The organism is Catenulispora sp. MAP12-49 (assembly GCF_041262705.1).
Classification (GTDB): Bacteria; Actinomycetota; Actinomycetes; order Streptomycetales; family Catenulisporaceae; genus Catenulispora.
Genome location: NZ_JBGCCP010000041.1, coordinates 49,760 through 63,825 on the forward strand (window position 1 = coordinate 49,760; position 14,066 = coordinate 63,825).

The window sequence follows — 14,066 nt, forward strand, 5'->3', positions numbered from 1 at the left end:
CCCGCGCCCAACCGACTCCCCTACGGCGCATCCACCCGATACGGGTCATGCTCCGTCAGCAGCTTGTCCAGCCGGGCCTGGTCGACGCGCCCGACCAGCTGTACCTCGTCCTGCTTGTCCCGGACCACCTTGGCCAGGGTGATCGCCGAGGTGATGGTGTACAGCAGGCCCAGGCCCAGGAAGGCGCGCTCCCAGGCGTTGACCGGGAGGTAGCAGATGCCGACGACGGTCGCGCCGGCGGACACGATGAAGGAGGCGACCGCCTGGAAGTAGTACGCGGCCGTGTTCTTGTTTGCCAGTGGCGTACTCATGCTTCGATGATGGCGCCGAGGCGGTCACCGATCGTGAGTACGAGTACTCATATGGGTACTCATCCGCGGCTCATTGGTTCCGGCGGTATCCGAGTACCTCGCCGCTGGCTGTGAGGACGTACGCCGCCTGGCCGGAGGGGTCCGGGACGGTCAGGTCGGCGCTGCTGGCGGTGGGACCCTCGGGCATCGGGTAGTTGTGCACCACGTGGCCGTCCGCGGTGTCCACCACCGTCATCGCCAGCGGGTTCTGCGAGGTCGGGGTGTGGACCTCGATCCAGATCTTGTCCCCGACCAGGGCCGGGACGTTGGCGATGCCGTTGAACGTCGCAGGGTTCTTCCACAGGGTGGTGCCGCTCTTCACCGTGCTGCTCACCTGGAGGGCGTAGACGCGGTTCGCGTCGGCGGCGTAGACGGAGTCGCCGGACTCCAGCACCAGGCCGGTGAAGCGGCGGTCGCTGGAGGGCGGCGTCTTGTCCAGGGCGCTGGGGTAGGTCCACATCCACTTGCCGGCCGTGTCGTAGGCGTGGACCGAGCCGCTGTGCATGTCGGTCAGGTAGACGTGCTGCTCGGTGCCGGTCACGGTGGGGTTGGCGGTCCCGGCGCCGTTGTCGCTGTACGCCGCGAAGGGGACGTGCCAGACCTCTTTGCCCGTCCGCAGGTCCATGCCCCGCAGGATCCGCAGTGAGTTCTGGTCGCACAACGAGACGTAGAACAGGTTCCCCGCCTTGGGCACCGACACCCCGACGGTGGTCTGGGCCAGGACCAGGCCGCTCGGCGGCGAGGCCACCACCTGCATGTCGGTCGGCGCCATGGACCAGATCGTCTTGCGGGTCGTGACGTCCAAGGCGGCCAGGCAGGGCGGGAAGCTGGGGTCGTAGTTGCCGGAACCGACCATCAGGATGGTGCCGATGAGCCCGAGGATGCCGGTCGGGGGCATGTTGTTCGTGGACGTCGAGGCCTGCAGGCCGGTCTTGGCCGTCCAGGCCTGCGAACCGTCGGCGAGGTTCCACGCGTAGACGACGCCGTCGCCGTAGCTGTAGATGAACTTGTCGTCCGCGGCGATGCCCGCTCCGCCGACGTTGGTCACCGCGGGGATCGACACCGGGGGGAAGGCCGTGCCGCCGGCGACGGTGTCGATGGCGACCAGGTCCTGCGGCGGGTTCGGGTTCACGACGCTGGTGGCCTGGTAGATGCCGATCAGCTTGGTGCCGCTGATCACGGCGCCGCCCGAGGCGCCGCCCAGGTCGGTCTTCGAGCTCCAGTCCTCGCCCCACGGGCCGAGGGCGTGCGTCGGAGTCGGAGTCGGGGTCGGCGTGGGGGCCGAGGACGCGGCGGAACTTGTCGCCGGGGCGGTCGACGCGCCCGAGGGGGCGCTCTTCGACGGCGTCCCGGGCGGATACGTGGCCCCGGCTTCCTGCGTCGCCCCCTTCTTGTCGCCGTGGCGGGTCGCGGCGTACCAGGCGCCGCCGCCGGACGCGGCCACCGCCACGGCCCCGGCGATCCCGGCCAGCATCCGGCGCCGGCCGGGGTTCGCGACGCCGGAGGGACCGGACACCGTCGGCGCCGCCGTCGTGCCGATCGCGACGCCGCTGCCGGTGGCGTCCGCGCCGCCGACTCCGGCGTTCGTGACGTCCGCGTCGGCGGGGGCCGGCGTCGGCGTGCCGTCGCCTTCCGCCTGCCGCCCGGATGTCGCCTGCCCGGACGCGGACTGCGCGGCCAGCACCATCGGCGCGGAGGCGTACTCGCGCATGTCCCGGTTCACGGCCTCGGGCAGCCAGTCCACGCCGCTGATGTCGGCGTCCGGCGGCAGCAGGATGTCCAGCAGCTGGTCGGTGGTCGGCCGGTTCGCCGGGTCCTTCTCCAGGCACGCCGAGACGATCGGCCGCAGCGCCATCGGCACCCCGGTGAGGTCCGGCTGCTCGTGCACGACGAGGTACAGCTGCACGTGGTCCGGACCGTCGCCGAACGGCGGGACGCCGGTGGTGGCGTAGACCATGACGCCGCCGAGCGCGAAGACGTCCGAGGCCGGGCCCATCGCCGGATCGGCGCGGCACTGCTCGGGGCTGGAGTAGCGGGGCGAGCCGACGACGATCCCGGTCGTGGTCAGCGAGCTGCCGCCCTCGGAGGCGCTGATGCCGAAGTCGATGACGCGCGGGCCGTCGGGGCCCAGGATGACGTTCGAGGGCTTCAGATCGCGGTGGATCAGGCCCGCGCTGTGGATCGCGCCGAGCGCCTCGGCGATGCCGGCGCCCAGGACCCGCGCCGAGTGCTCGGGCAGCGGGCCGTGCTCGTGGACGGCGCGCTGGAGCGAGGGGCCGGGTATGTAGGCGGTGGCGAGCCAGGGCGCCGGGTCGTCGGGCCCGGCGTCCAGGACCGGCGCCGTGTACATGCCGTCAACGGTGCGTGCGGCCTGCACCTCGCGCCGGAAACGGGTACGGAAACGCTCGTCCTCGGCGTACTCGGCGCGGATCACCTTCACCGCCACCGGCCGGCCGCCGCGTGACCGGGCCAGGTAGACCCGGCCCATTCCGCCCGCGCCGATCCGCGCGAGCGGGATGAACGGCCCGACGCGGGACGGGTCTTCGGGCTTGAGCGCATCCATTGGGGTCCCCCTTCAAGGGGAAAGCGTATCGGCGAGTTCCTGGTTCGGTGGCACCACGGGGACGTTCGCCGTCTTCACAGCACGTGCGCACCGGCTGCGGGCCCCAGGGCCCGCCTTACCGCGCGGACCGACGGCGCCGCCTCCAGCGCGGCCGCGACCGCGGCCGCGGAGACGGCGTCCGCGGCAAGGAAAGCGCAGGTCGGGCCGGACCCGGACAGCAGGGTCCCGAGCGCCCCGGCCTCGCGGCCGGCCTGCAGGGTGGCGCGCAGGTCGGGGCGCAGGGAGGTGGCCGGCCGGGTCAGGTCGTTGCGCAACGCCGCACCCAGCAGCGTTGAGTCTCCGGCCCGCAGCGCCCGCAGCAGCTCCTCGTCGACCCCCGGGGGCGCCGCGTGCTCGCCGGCCGCCTCGCGGAGCCGGTCCAGCTCGCGGAAGACCGCCGGGGTGGACAGCCCCTCGTGGGCGAAGGCGAAGACCCAGTGGAACTCGCCGCGGGCCAGCACCGGGGTGATCTGCTCGCCGCGGCCGGTGCCCATGGCGGTGCCGCCGTAGAGGGCGAAGGGGACGTCGCTGCCCAGCTGCGCGGCCAGCTCGTGCAGGTCGTCGCGGGACAGGCCGGTGCCCCACAGCGCGTCGCAGGCGACCAGCGCGCCGGCGGCGTCGGCCGAGCCCCCGGCCATCCCGCCGGCCACCGGGATCCCCTTGGTCAGGTGCAGGCGCACGGCCGGGGCGCGGCCGGCGGTCCGGGCCAGCAGCTCGGCGGCGCGCCAGGCCAGGTTCGTGCGGTCCAGCGGCACCTCGACCTGGCCCTCGCCCTCGCAGGTGAGCGCCAGGGTGTCGGAGGCGGCGGCGCTGACCTCGTCGTACAGGCCGACGGCGTGGAAGACGGTGGCCAGGTCGTGGTAGCCGTCCGGGCGCAGCGGGCCCACTGAGAGCGCGAGATTGACCTTCGCCGGGACGCGGACGGTCACGGACTCGGTCGCGCCGGGACGGGGCGTGTCGTCGTCGGGGCTGAGCGCGGCGGCCGTCATGGCGTGTCCTCGGAACGATTGGCCCCCCGCTTAGGAGGCGGGTGCTCTTTGGTACGCGAGCCGTCTGCCGTCTCCCGCTCCGGTCGGTGCTCCGCCAGGCGGGCGAACTCCTCGACGGTCAGCGTCTCCCCGCGGGCCCCCGGGTTGATCCCGGCGGCGGTCAGCGCCTGCTCGGCGGCGGCCGGGGAGCCGGCCCAGCCGCTCAGCGCCGACCGCAGGGTCTTGCGGCGCTGCGCGAAGGCGGCGTCCACGGCGGCGAAGACGTCGCGGCGCTCGGCTCGCGTGGTCGGCGGGACCGCACGGCGGTCCAGGCGGACCAGCCCGGAGTCGACGTTCGGCGCCGGCCAGAACACGCTGCGGCCGATGGAGCCGGCCCGCTTCACGTCCGCGTACCAGCGCGCCTTGACCGACGGCACGCCGTAGACCCGGCCGCCGGGCTCGGCCGCGAGCCGGTCGGCGACCTCGGCCTGGACCATGATCAGGGTGCGCTCGATGCTCGGGAAGCGCTCCAGCATGTGCAGCAATACCGGGACTGCGACGTTGTAAGGCAGGTTCGCGACCAGCGCGGTCGGCGGCGGGCCGGGCAGCTCGGCGACCCGCAGCGCGTCGGAGTGCACGAGCTCGAACTCCACCTCGCCGGCGGCGATGCCCGGCGCGAACTCGGCCAGGGTGTCCGGCAGCGCGGCGGCCAGGACCGGGTCGATCTCGACGGCGACCACCCGGCGGGCGACGTCCAGCAGCCCCAGGGTCAGCGAGCCCAGGCCCGGACCGACCTCGACCACCACGTCGTCGGCGGTGACGTCGCCGGCGCGCACGATCCGGCGGATGGTGTTCGGGTCGATGACGAAGTTCTGGCCGAGCTTCTTGGTCGGCGAGACGCCGAGCTTGTCGGCGAGCCGGCGGACCTCGGCCGGGCCCAGGAGGCGGGCCGGGTGGCGGTCGGGCGCGGCGGCATCGCCGGGGCTTGTGGCCTTGCCGGGGCCTGTGGCCGCGGCGCCGGCGGTATCAGCAGCCTCGGCGGAACCGGTGCGCGGTGGCGTGGAGTGCGGAGTTTCGGACATCGCCAGCCATCGTAGCCGCGCTGCCTCATCCGGCAGCGCGGCTTCACTGCTAGGTGAACAGGTTCCGTCCGCAGACCGGCCACTGCCCGGCGCCCGAGCGCACGTACAGCAGCTTGGCCCGGTAGGTCTGCTCCGCCGGCGTGGCGTTGGACGGCAGCCCGGACCCGCCCATGGCGGCCCAGGTCGACACCGAGAACTGGTAGAGCCCGAAGTACAGCCCGCCGCCGCCGACCGACTTGGGGTTGCCGCCGGACTCGCACTGCGCGACCCCGGCCCAGTTCAGGTTGTCGGCGCCGGCCACGGTGTTCGGGACCGCCTTGGTGCCGACCTTCACCACCGCGTTCACCGGCTGCTTGGTGACGGTCTTGCTGACGATCTTCGGGGCCTGCTTCACGCCGTTGACGGTCAGGTACGCGTACACGACCTGCTGCACGCCGGGCACGCCCTCGGTGACCGTGGTCCGCGACCCGACGTAGGAGTTCGGGTCCGACTGCTGGGTCGTGGAGAAGTCGATCGGGACCTGCTTGGTCTCCTGCGTCCCGGTCACGCGGTCGACGGTGATGTTCTCGCCGTCGGTGGGGAAGGAGGTCGGGTCCGGGGTCGCGGTGTCCTGGCCGGCGAGCGTGATGTTCGCCTGGGACAGCGCCTGCCCCACGGTCTGCGCGGTGGTGTCCAGCGGAACCGAACGGCCGTCGACGAGTATGTTCACGTGCCGCTCGGTGCGGACCTGGAAGCTCAGGCCCTGGCGGCCGATCGGCTGGTCGCGGTTGACCGACAGGTACGGGTTCGACCCGCCGCGGACCCCCATGTCGCCGAGCGCCTCGGACACGGTCGTCGCGGTGGACCAGATCTGCTGGTCCTTGCCGTCGACGCTGACGTCGAGCTGGCGGCCGTAGCGCACCGAGATCTGCTCGCCGTCCACGAGGTTGTCGCCGGGGGCCGGGGCCACCTGGTCGTGGGCGTCGGTGGCGATGCCCTGGGCCTTGAGGACGTCGGCGACCTTGCCGTCGAACGTGTGGATGGTGCGTTCCTGGCCGTCCACGGTCAAATGGACGGTCTTCTCGAAGCCGACGTAGGCTCCTGCGGCGCCGACGAGCCCCAGAAGGACCGTGCCCTGGACGGCGCGGACCTTGACCTTGGAACCCTCGCTGTGCCGGCTGGCGGAACGTCTACTGCTCACGCTGATCCAGACCTAGTGCCCTCCGGCTACGACGCCGGGCTTTCGAAGGCTTCGAAGACCCGTTTGAATTCGCGTCGATCCGGCTGCCGAGGTGACACTAGCGGCAACTCCGCCGCACCCGCCACCAACGTCCGCTTGATGTCCTCCGACATCCCTTTGAACCCACGTCGGCCGTTGGTCGTCTGATATGACTAATTTGATCCCGCCATCATGCCCCCAGGTGGAAGGCATTGCGCAGGTTGCTGTCGAGGGCCTGACAGAGTTCGGCCAAACCGGTGTCACTGTCGATGCCTCGCAGTGCCGCCATCGCCCGGACTGTGTAGGGAACCAGGTAGGGCGCGTTCGGCCGTCCTCTATAAGGAAGCGGCGTCAGGAACGGGGCGTCGGTCTCGACCAGAATCCGGTCGAGCGGGGCCACCCGGAATGCCTCCTGCAATGCCTCGTTCGCCTTGTAGGTCAGGTTGCCGGCGAAGGACATGTAGTAGCCCCTCTCGGCGCACACCTCGGCCATCGCGGCGTCACCCGAATAGCAGTGGAAGACCACTGTTTCGGGGGAACCCTCTTCGATCAGGATGCGCAGGACGTCCTCATGCGCGTCGCGGTCGTGGATCACCAGGGCCTTGCCGTGCCGCTTGGCGATCGCGATGTGGGCCCGGAAGGAGTCCTGCTGCGCCTGCACGCCCTCCGGACCGGTGCGGAAGTAGTCCAGGCCGGTCTCGCCGATGCCGCGCACCTGCGCGTCGGCCGCGAGCTTGTCGATCTCGGCCAGCGCCGCCTCCAGGGCCTGGGCGCCGCCGGGCGCGCGGTCCTGGCCGGACCAGCCGTCCGGGTCTCCCAGGACCAGGCGCGGGGCCTCGTTCGGGTGCAGGGCCACGGCGGCGTGTACGCGCTCGAAGGCGGCCGCCAGCTCCACGGCGGTGCGCGAGGACGGGACGTCCACGCCGACCTGGACCAGCGTGCGCACGTTCACCGCGTCGGCGGCCGCGATGATGTCCGCGGCCGCCGGCTCCTGCATGTCCATGTGCGTGTGGCTGTCGCCCACCGGGGCCGGCAGCGGCTCCGGCGCCGGGGGCGGGGTCTCGTCCCGCTCCCGGGACTTCCGCTTGCGCTTGCGCTTGGCCTCTGCCTCGTCCGACACGGTCTCGTCCGCCACGCGCCTACGCCGTCTCGCCGCCGAGCCGGGCCAGTTCCTCGTCGACGATCGAGGGGTCCAGCTTCTTGAAGATCGGCGTCGGCGGCGCCAGCGCGCGGCCGACCTCGATCGGCGTGGACTCCCAGCGCGCCAGCGCCTGGTCGTACTCGCCGGTGAGCACCGGGTAGCCCGGCCCGCCGTCCAGGTCCTCGACCTCGCGCAGCTCCGGCATCGCCGACCAGGTGCCCTCGCCGCCGAGCAGGTGGAAGACCTTCTCGGAGGAGAACGGCAGGAACGGCGTCAGCAGGGTCTTGGCGTCGTCGACGACCTGCAGGGTGACGTGCAGGACGGTGGCCATGCGCTCGGGGTCGGTCTTGGCCAGCTTCCACGGCTCGTTGTCGGAGACGTACTTGTTGGCCTCGGCCACCACGCGCATCGCCTCGGCCAGGGCGGCCTTGAACCGGCAGCGGTCCAGCAGGTCGCCGACCGCCTCGAAGGCCCCGCGCGAGGCCGCCAGCAGCGCCTCGTCCTCGGGCGTGAGGTCCTTGGCGGCCGGGATCTCGCCGAGGTTCTTGGCCGCCATCGAGATGGCCCGGTTGACCAGGTTGCCCCAGCCGGCGACCAGCTCGTCGTTGTTGCGGCGCAGGAACTCCGACCAGGTGAAGTCGGTGTCCTGGGTCTCCGGGCCGGCCGCGGTGATGTAGTAGCGCAGGGCGTCGGCGTCGTAGCGGGACAGGAAGTCGCGGACGTAGATGACCACGGCGCGGCTGGAGGAGAACTTGCGGCCCTCCATGGTGAGGAACTCCGAGCTCACGACCTCGTGCGGCAGGCTCAGCGCGCCGAGCGAGCCCGGGTCGCCGTTCTTGTCGCCCTTGCCGTCGTAGCCCAGGAGCATCGCCGGCCAGATCTCCGAGTGGAAGACGATGTTGTCCTTGCCCATGAAGTAGTAGGCGTTGGGCGCCTCGCCGTTCGGGCCGGTCTGCCAGAAGGCGCGCCAGGCGTCCGGGTCGCCGGTGCGGCGGGCCCACTCGACGGACGCGCTCAGGTAGCCGACGACCGCGTCGAACCAGACGTACAGCTTCTTGTCGGGGCGGTCGACCCAGCCCTCCATCGGGACCGGGACACCCCAGTCCAGGTCGCGGGAGATGGCGCGCGGCTGCAGGTCGTCCAGCAGGTTCAGGGAGAACTTCAGGACGTTGGGACGCCAGGTCTTCTGCTCCTGGAGCCAGGACCCGAGGACGCTCGCGAACGCGGGCAGGTCCAGGAAGAACTGCTCGGTCTCGATGAACTTCGGCGTCTCGCCGTTGATCCGCGAACGCGGGTTGATCAGCCGGTCCGGGTCCAGCTGGTTGCCGCAGTTGTCGCACTGGTCGCCGCGCGCGCCGTCGTACCCGCAGATCGGGCAGGTGCCCTCGATGTAGCGGTCGGGCAGTGTCCGGCCGGTCGAGGGGCTGATCGCGCCCATCGTGGTCTTGGGGAAGATGTAGCCGTTGTCGTACAGACCCTTGAAGATCTCCTGCACGACCGCGTAGTGGTTGCGCGTGGTGGTCCGGGTGAACAGGTCGTAGGCCAGCCCGAGCGAGCGCAGGTCCTCGGCGATGACCCGGTTGTACCGGTCGGCCAACTCCCGGGCGGTGACGCCCTCCTTGTCGGCCTGCACCAGGATCGGCGTCCCGTGCTCGTCGGTCCCGCTCACCATCAGCACCCGGTTGCCCGCCATCCGCTGGTAGCGGCTGAAGACGTCGGAGGGGACGCCGAAGCCGGAGACGTGCCCGATGTGGCGGGGGCCGTTGGCGTAGGGCCACGCCACGGCGGTGAGGATGGTGCGCTGGGTGGACGGCATGAGGCCTAGGGTATCTGGCGTGGGGGGCTCACCTGGTGCGGTTCCGGTGGGGTCCAGATAGTGGACGTGGGGCGGGAGCGACACGTATGACCGAGGACATGGTCGAGAACGGCAACGAGAGCTGTGACGAGCGCGTGGCCGAGGAGGCCGCAGGACCCGACCGGCAGGCCGACCACGACAACCGGCCGGCCGACCACGACCTGGTGATGGCCGCCGCGCGCCGCATCATCGCCAGCGACGCCGCGATCATCCACAGGCTGGGGACGGTATGAGATACCTGACCACCCGCGACCTCCTCGCCATCACCGACGCGGCCCTCGGCCCCGACACCCCGATCCGCGACACCGGCCTGATCGACTCGGCGGCGCACCGCCCCCGCACCACGGCGTTCGGCGAGGACGCCTACCCGGACCTGCACACGAAGGCCGCGGCGATCCTGCACTCGATCCTGCGGAACCACCCGCTGGTCGACGGGAACAAGCGGCTGGCATGGGTCGCCTGCCGGACGTTCCTGGCGGTGAACGGCGCCGACTTCACACCGGACGAGGACGCGGCGGTCGACTTCGTGATGCGCGCGGCGGCCTCGGAGCTGGACGGCGTCGGGGCGATCGCGGCGGTGCTGCGGGGGTGGACGGGCTGAGGGCCGCCCCCACAGACATCTTCATCCGTAGTGGTAACGGCACTGCACGATGCGCACCTCGTCACCCACTACGAGGTAGACGAGCCGGTGCTCGTCGTTGATTCTCCGCGACCAGTAGCCGCCGAAGTTGTACTTCAGGGCCTCAGGCTTGCCGATGCCCTCCGAGTTCCCCTTGCGGATGATGTCCTGAATCAGGGCGTTCACCCGCCTGGCGATCTTGCGATCCTCCGCCTGCCACCACATGTAGTCATCCCAGCCTCGCGAGCTGAACACGACTTTCATGGGCGGTCATCCGGATCGATCAGCTCGCGCACCTTGCCCTGCCCGGCTTCCATCTCCTCGATCGAGTGAAGCAGCCGCCGAGCGTTGGCCGGGGACCGGAGCAGGTACAGCGTCTCCCGCATCGACTCGTAGTCGTCGAGGGCCATTATCACCACGGCCTCCCGGTTGGCACGGGTCACTGTCACCGGCTCGCGGTCGTCCACGACCTTGTTCAGCGTCTCCGCGAAGTGGGCACGGGTGTCGGAGAAGGTGAGCGTGCGCACGGCAGCCTCCACTTGTACAAGTTCCTGCTAGTACAAGGAACTGTACAACAGCACCGGGCATTTCCGCCCGACTTTTCGCCGATATTCACTCCAAAGTGGACTCCTTCGCCGCCACCACCGCGTCGAACACCTCCCGCTTCGGCAGCCCCACCTCGGCGGCGACCTCCGCGATCGCCTCCTTCCGCCGCAGGCCGCCGGCGTCCTCCTTCGCGAACACCAGCTCCGCGAGCTCCGCTCCGCTCAGCTCCCGGCCTGCGCCGGGCACCGCGCCGCCGACCACCACCGTGATCTCGCCGCGGACCTCGCCCTCGTCGGCCCATTTCGCCAGGTCACCGAGGCCACCGCGCTTGATCTCCTCGTAGGTCTTGGTCAGTTCGCGGCAGACCGCCGCCGGGCGGTCGTCGCCGAAGGCCGCCGCCATGTCCGCCAGGGAGGCGGCGAGGCGGTGCGGTGCCTCGAAGAAGACCATCGTGCGCGGTTCGGCTGAAAGTTCCGCCAGACGCGACGAGCGGCCGCCGCCCTTGCGCGGCAGGAAGCCCTCGAAGCAGAAGCGGTCCACCGGGAGTCCCGACACCGCCACGGCGGTCAGGACCGCAGAGGGGCCCGGGACCGCCGTCACCCGGACTCCGGCCTCGACCGCCGCGGCGACCAGGCGGTAGCCGGGGTCGCTCACCGAGGGCATGCCGGCGTCGGTCACCACCAGGACGCGCGCGCCGCCGAGGAGGTCCTGGACCAGGTCGGGGGTGCGGGCGGTCTCGTTGGCCTCGAAGTAGGAGACCAGGCGTCCGCGGGGCGTGACGTCCAGCACCCTCAGGAGCCTCTTGAGACGGCGGGTGTCCTCGGTGGCGATGACGTCGGCCGAGGCCAGCTCGGCCGCCAGGCGCGGGCTGGCGTCCTCGTCCCGGCCGATCGGGGTGCCGGCCAGGACGAGCAGGCCCGGGGTCGGTTCTGTTCCAGTCACGTGACCATCCTCGCCCAAAAACGCTGATCCCCTGTCCGAACGGCCGGACGACTCCCTACGATGACCGGGTGACGAGCCTTGCCCCGACCCGTTCCTCGCTGCCGGATGACGACAGCGAGGAGGACTACGGCGGCCGCCGTCGCGGCCGTAGCGGCTCGCACCGCGAGCGCGGACGCGTCTGGTGGCGCCCCAACCTGCACCCCCGCGACGACGAGCAGGGCGAGCTGACCCTGCGCGAGCGGCTGGTGCCCTCCTTCGCGCGCGAGCCGTGGTGGGTGGCCTGGGGCTTCCCGGTGCTGATCATGCTGGTCGGCGGGTTCATGCGGTTCTGGCACCTGGGCCTGCCCAAGTGGGTCATCTTCGACGAGACCTACTACGCCAAGGACGCCTGGGCCACCATCCACTTCGGCCACGAGATCGGCTGGCACGACGACGGCCCGGGCATCGGCATGGCCAACGACGACAAGGCCATCATCGCCAACCCGCACATCTGGCGGACGCTGGTGGCCAACCACCAGGGCAACGCGGTGCACCCGCCGGTCGGCAAATGGATGATCGGCGCCGGCGAGTGGCTGTTCGGCTTCACCCCGTTCGGGTGGCGCTTCATCCCGGCGGTCTGCGGCACGCTGGCGATCCTGATGACCGCGCGCATCGCCCGGCGCATGTTCCGCTCCACGCTCATCGGCTGCCTGGCCGGCCTGCTCCTGGCCTGCGACGGCCTGGAGTTCGTGATGAGCCGCACCGCGCTGCTGGACATCTTCGTGATGTTCTGGACGCTGGCCGCCTTCGGCTGCTTCGTGATCGACCGCGACAAGATGCGCTCCAGACTCGTGGACTGGCGCGAGACCTATCCATCCACGACGCTGCCGGACGATGTGAAGGCCCCGCCGCTGGGCTGGCGTCCATGGCGCATCGCCGGCGCGGTGTGCCTGGGCCTGGACTTCGGCGTCAAGTGGAGCGGCCTATCGATGATCATCTGCTTCATCGCGTTGTCGCTCCTGTGGGACCACGCCGCCCTGCGCGCCGTGGGCATCCGGCGCCACTGGGCCGGCTTCTTCCGCCGCGACACCTGGCAGACCGTCGTGACAGGCGTGATCGTCCTGGCCACCTACACCGCCACCTGGACCGGCTGGTTCGTCACCAAGGACGGCAACTACCGCCAGTGGGCCGCGCAGAACAACGCGATCCACTTCCCGGTGCTCTCGGCGCTGAGAAGCTGGTGGGAGTACCACTGGCAGACGTACCACTTCCACGTGAACCTGGACTCGCCGCACGCGTACATGTCGAACCCGTGGAGCTGGCTGGTCATGGGCCGCCCCACCGACTACTACTACTGCTCCAAGGGCGCCACGGGCTGTCCGCCGCTGGCCGCCGACCAGCACCAGCAGGTCCTGGCCCTGGGCACGCCGCCGCTGTGGTGGTTCGCGACCCTGGCGCTGGTCTGGTGCTGCTGGCGCTGGATCGCGCGCCGCGACTGGCGCGCCGGCTCGATCCTGTGCGGGATGCTCGCCGCGTGGGCGTTCTGGCTGAACTACCAGCACCGCACGATCTTCACCTTCTACGCCGTGGCCTTCGTGCCCTTCATGTGCATCGCGGCGGCGTACCTGCTCGGGGTGATCGTCGGCCGGTCCGACGCGCTCCAGTACCGGCGGGTCTGGGGCGCGGTCGTGGCCGGGGCCATCACCGTCTACATCCTGGTGATGTTCATCTACTTCTATCCGATCCTGTCGGCGCAGACGATCACCTACAACCAGTGGCTGGACCGCATGTGGTGGCCCAGCTGGATCTAGCTCCGCACAGAAGGCGGCCCCGGCGACACGCCGGGGCTGTCTTCGTTTGTGCCGTCTTCCGCAGCGCCCCACCAAGGGCTACCGTCCAGTAACGTGGAACTCTCCTACGCGCGCCGCGGCTCGGGCGAACCCCTGCTCCTGATCCACGGCATCGGCCACCGCTGGCAGGCCTGGGAACCGGTTCTGGACCGCCTGGCCGAGCACCACGACGTCATCGCCATCGACATCCCCGGCTTCGGCAGGTCCGCCCCCATGAAGCTGGCGCCGGGCCAGCGTCCGACGATCGGCCTGGCGATGGAGCGCATCGCCGAGGCCTTCCCCGGCTTCGGGATCGAGCGGCCGCACGTGGCCGGCAACTCCCTCGGCGGCGCCCTGGCGCTGGAGCTGGCGCGGCACGGGCTGGCCGCCTCGGCGACCGCCTTCTCCCCGGCCGGTTTCTGGCACACGCGCTGGGAGACCACCTGGGCGCTGGGGAACCTGAGCGTGACCCGCGCGGCCGCCTTCGCCCCGATGCCGGTGCTGCGATACGTCGCCGACCACGAGACCGCGCGGGTTCTGGCGTTCGGCATGATCTTCGGCAAGCCGCGCGCGCTGGACCCGAAGCTGGCTCTGGAGGACACCCTCGCGCTGCGCGCCGGGCGCTCGTTCCGGCCGATAGGCAGAGAGGCCAAGCACTACCGTTATACCGGCGAGAGCGACGTGCCGACCACCGTGGCCTGGGGCACGAAGGACCGGATCCTGCTGCGCCGGCAGTTCGCCCAGGCCAAGCGGGTGTTGCCGAAGGCGCGGTTCGAGGACCTGCCGGGGTGCGGCCACGTGCCGATGAACGACGACCCCGAGCGGGTCAGCCGGCTGATTCTGGAGACCACCGGCGCGGTGGCCCGCTGAACCACGCGGGGTATCCCCCGATACAAGATCTGTCATCAGCCCATACGACTTGTAGACTCGCGGGCAGGGACGTCGTTGCCACCAG

Annotated in this window: 14 protein-coding genes; 4 read left to right on the forward strand and 10 right to left on the reverse strand. The window is 71.0% G+C overall.

Translation table 11 applies throughout. From position 1 onward, the window contains the following. Positions 1-20 precede the first annotated feature (20 nt). The 7 genes from ABIA35_RS42290 to metG all read right to left on the reverse strand — a co-directional run bounded on the left by ABIA35_RS42290 (position 21) and on the right by metG (position 9,157). Positions 21-311, reverse strand: coding sequence for a YiaA/YiaB family inner membrane protein (locus ABIA35_RS42290; protein WP_370336598.1), 291 nt, complete (start codon positions 309-311; stop codon positions 21-23). Between the two features lie 70 nt (positions 312-381). Next, positions 382-2,913 (reverse strand): protein kinase, encoded by a 2,532-nt coding sequence (locus tag ABIA35_RS42295; protein ID WP_370361729.1) that lies wholly within the window; start codon positions 2,911-2,913, stop codon positions 382-384. Between the two features lie 74 nt (positions 2,914-2,987). Further along, a complete protein-coding gene (locus ABIA35_RS42300) occupies positions 2,988-3,941 on the reverse strand; it encodes a 4-(cytidine 5'-diphospho)-2-C-methyl-D-erythritol kinase (RefSeq protein WP_370361730.1) in 954 nt (317 codons plus the stop codon). Then, positions 3,938-5,002, reverse strand: a complete 1,065-nt coding sequence (gene rsmA, locus ABIA35_RS42305) for a 16S rRNA (adenine(1518)-N(6)/adenine(1519)-N(6))-dimethyltransferase RsmA (protein WP_370361731.1) — start codon at positions 5,000-5,002, stop codon at positions 3,938-3,940. The genes ABIA35_RS42300 and rsmA overlap by 4 nt, the downstream gene beginning before the upstream one ends. A 49-nt stretch (positions 5,003-5,051) precedes the next feature. Continuing rightward, positions 5,052-6,182 carry a ubiquitin-like domain-containing protein gene (locus ABIA35_RS42310; RefSeq protein ID WP_370361732.1) on the reverse strand — a complete coding sequence of 377 codons (1,131 nt, stop codon included), beginning with the start codon at positions 6,180-6,182 and terminating at the stop codon, positions 5,052-5,054. A 208-nt stretch (positions 6,183-6,390) separates the two neighbouring features. Then, positions 6,391-7,236 (reverse strand): TatD family hydrolase, encoded by an 846-nt coding sequence (locus tag ABIA35_RS42315; protein ID WP_370361758.1) that lies wholly within the window; start codon positions 7,234-7,236, stop codon positions 6,391-6,393. Between the two features lie 103 nt (positions 7,237-7,339). Beyond that, positions 7,340-9,157, reverse strand: coding sequence for a methionine--tRNA ligase (gene metG, locus ABIA35_RS42320; protein ID WP_370361733.1), 1,818 nt, complete (start codon positions 9,155-9,157; stop codon positions 7,340-7,342). An 86-nt stretch (positions 9,158-9,243) separates the two neighbouring features. Between metG and ABIA35_RS42325 the strand changes: the two genes are divergently transcribed. Together ABIA35_RS42325 and ABIA35_RS42330 are read left to right on the forward strand one after the other, a co-directional pair. Next, positions 9,244-9,429 carry a hypothetical protein gene (locus ABIA35_RS42325; protein ID WP_370361734.1) on the forward strand — a complete coding sequence of 62 codons (186 nt, stop codon included), beginning with the start codon at positions 9,244-9,246 and terminating at the stop codon, positions 9,427-9,429. After that, a complete protein-coding gene (locus ABIA35_RS42330) occupies positions 9,426-9,797 on the forward strand; it encodes a type II toxin-antitoxin system death-on-curing family toxin (RefSeq protein WP_370336582.1) in 372 nt (123 codons plus the stop codon). The genes ABIA35_RS42325 and ABIA35_RS42330 overlap by 4 nt, the downstream gene beginning before the upstream one ends. A 21-nt stretch (positions 9,798-9,818) precedes the next feature. On the opposite strand, the gene ABIA35_RS42335 is transcribed toward ABIA35_RS42330, so the two are convergent. From ABIA35_RS42335 to rsmI, 3 genes are all read right to left on the reverse strand, one after another. After that, positions 9,819-10,079: a Txe/YoeB family addiction module toxin gene (locus ABIA35_RS42335; RefSeq protein ID WP_370361736.1), complete on the reverse strand. Its 261-nt coding sequence runs from the start codon at positions 10,077-10,079 to the stop codon at positions 9,819-9,821. Then, complete coding sequence (locus ABIA35_RS42340; RefSeq protein WP_370336578.1) at positions 10,076-10,342, reverse strand: type II toxin-antitoxin system Phd/YefM family antitoxin; 267 nt, start codon at positions 10,340-10,342, stop codon at positions 10,076-10,078. Before ABIA35_RS42340 ends, ABIA35_RS42335 begins: the two co-directional genes overlap by 4 nt. A gap of 85 nt (positions 10,343-10,427) precedes the next feature. After that, positions 10,428-11,303, reverse strand: a complete 876-nt coding sequence (gene rsmI / locus ABIA35_RS42345) for a 16S rRNA (cytidine(1402)-2'-O)-methyltransferase (RefSeq protein WP_370361738.1) — start codon at positions 11,301-11,303, stop codon at positions 10,428-10,430. A gap of 68 nt (positions 11,304-11,371) precedes the next feature. Between rsmI and ABIA35_RS42350 the strand changes: the two genes are divergently transcribed. Both ABIA35_RS42350 and ABIA35_RS42355 read left to right on the forward strand, forming a co-directional pair. Continuing rightward, positions 11,372-13,093, forward strand: coding sequence for a dolichyl-phosphate-mannose--protein mannosyltransferase (locus ABIA35_RS42350; RefSeq protein WP_370336574.1), 1,722 nt, complete (start codon positions 11,372-11,374; stop codon positions 13,091-13,093). 93 nt (positions 13,094-13,186) lie between these two features. Next, positions 13,187-13,981, forward strand: a complete 795-nt coding sequence (locus ABIA35_RS42355) for an alpha/beta fold hydrolase (RefSeq protein ID WP_370336572.1) — start codon at positions 13,187-13,189, stop codon at positions 13,979-13,981. The last annotated feature ends 85 nt before the right edge of the window (positions 13,982-14,066 follow it).

Coding starts and splice junctions, on each gene's coding strand:
- ABIA35_RS42290 (WP_370336598.1), bottom strand. CDS start 311: ATGAGTACGCCACTGGCAAACAAGAACACGGCCGCGTACTACTTCCAG.
- ABIA35_RS42295 (WP_370361729.1), bottom strand. CDS start 2,913: ATGGATGCGCTCAAGCCCGAAGACCCGTCCCGCGTCGGGCCGTTCATC.
- ABIA35_RS42300 (WP_370361730.1), bottom strand. CDS start 3,941: ATGACGGCCGCCGCGCTCAGCCCCGACGACGACACGCCCCGTCCCGGC.
- rsmA (WP_370361731.1), bottom strand. CDS start 5,002: ATGTCCGAAACTCCGCACTCCACGCCACCGCGCACCGGTTCCGCCGAG.
- metG (WP_370361733.1), bottom strand. CDS start 9,157: ATGCCGTCCACCCAGCGCACCATCCTCACCGCCGTGGCGTGGCCCTAC.
- ABIA35_RS42325 (WP_370361734.1), top strand. CDS start 9,244: ATGACCGAGGACATGGTCGAGAACGGCAACGAGAGCTGTGACGAGCGC.
- ABIA35_RS42330 (WP_370336582.1), top strand. CDS start 9,426: ATGAGATACCTGACCACCCGCGACCTCCTCGCCATCACCGACGCGGCC.
- ABIA35_RS42335 (WP_370361736.1), bottom strand. CDS start 10,079: ATGAAAGTCGTGTTCAGCTCGCGAGGCTGGGATGACTACATGTGGTGG.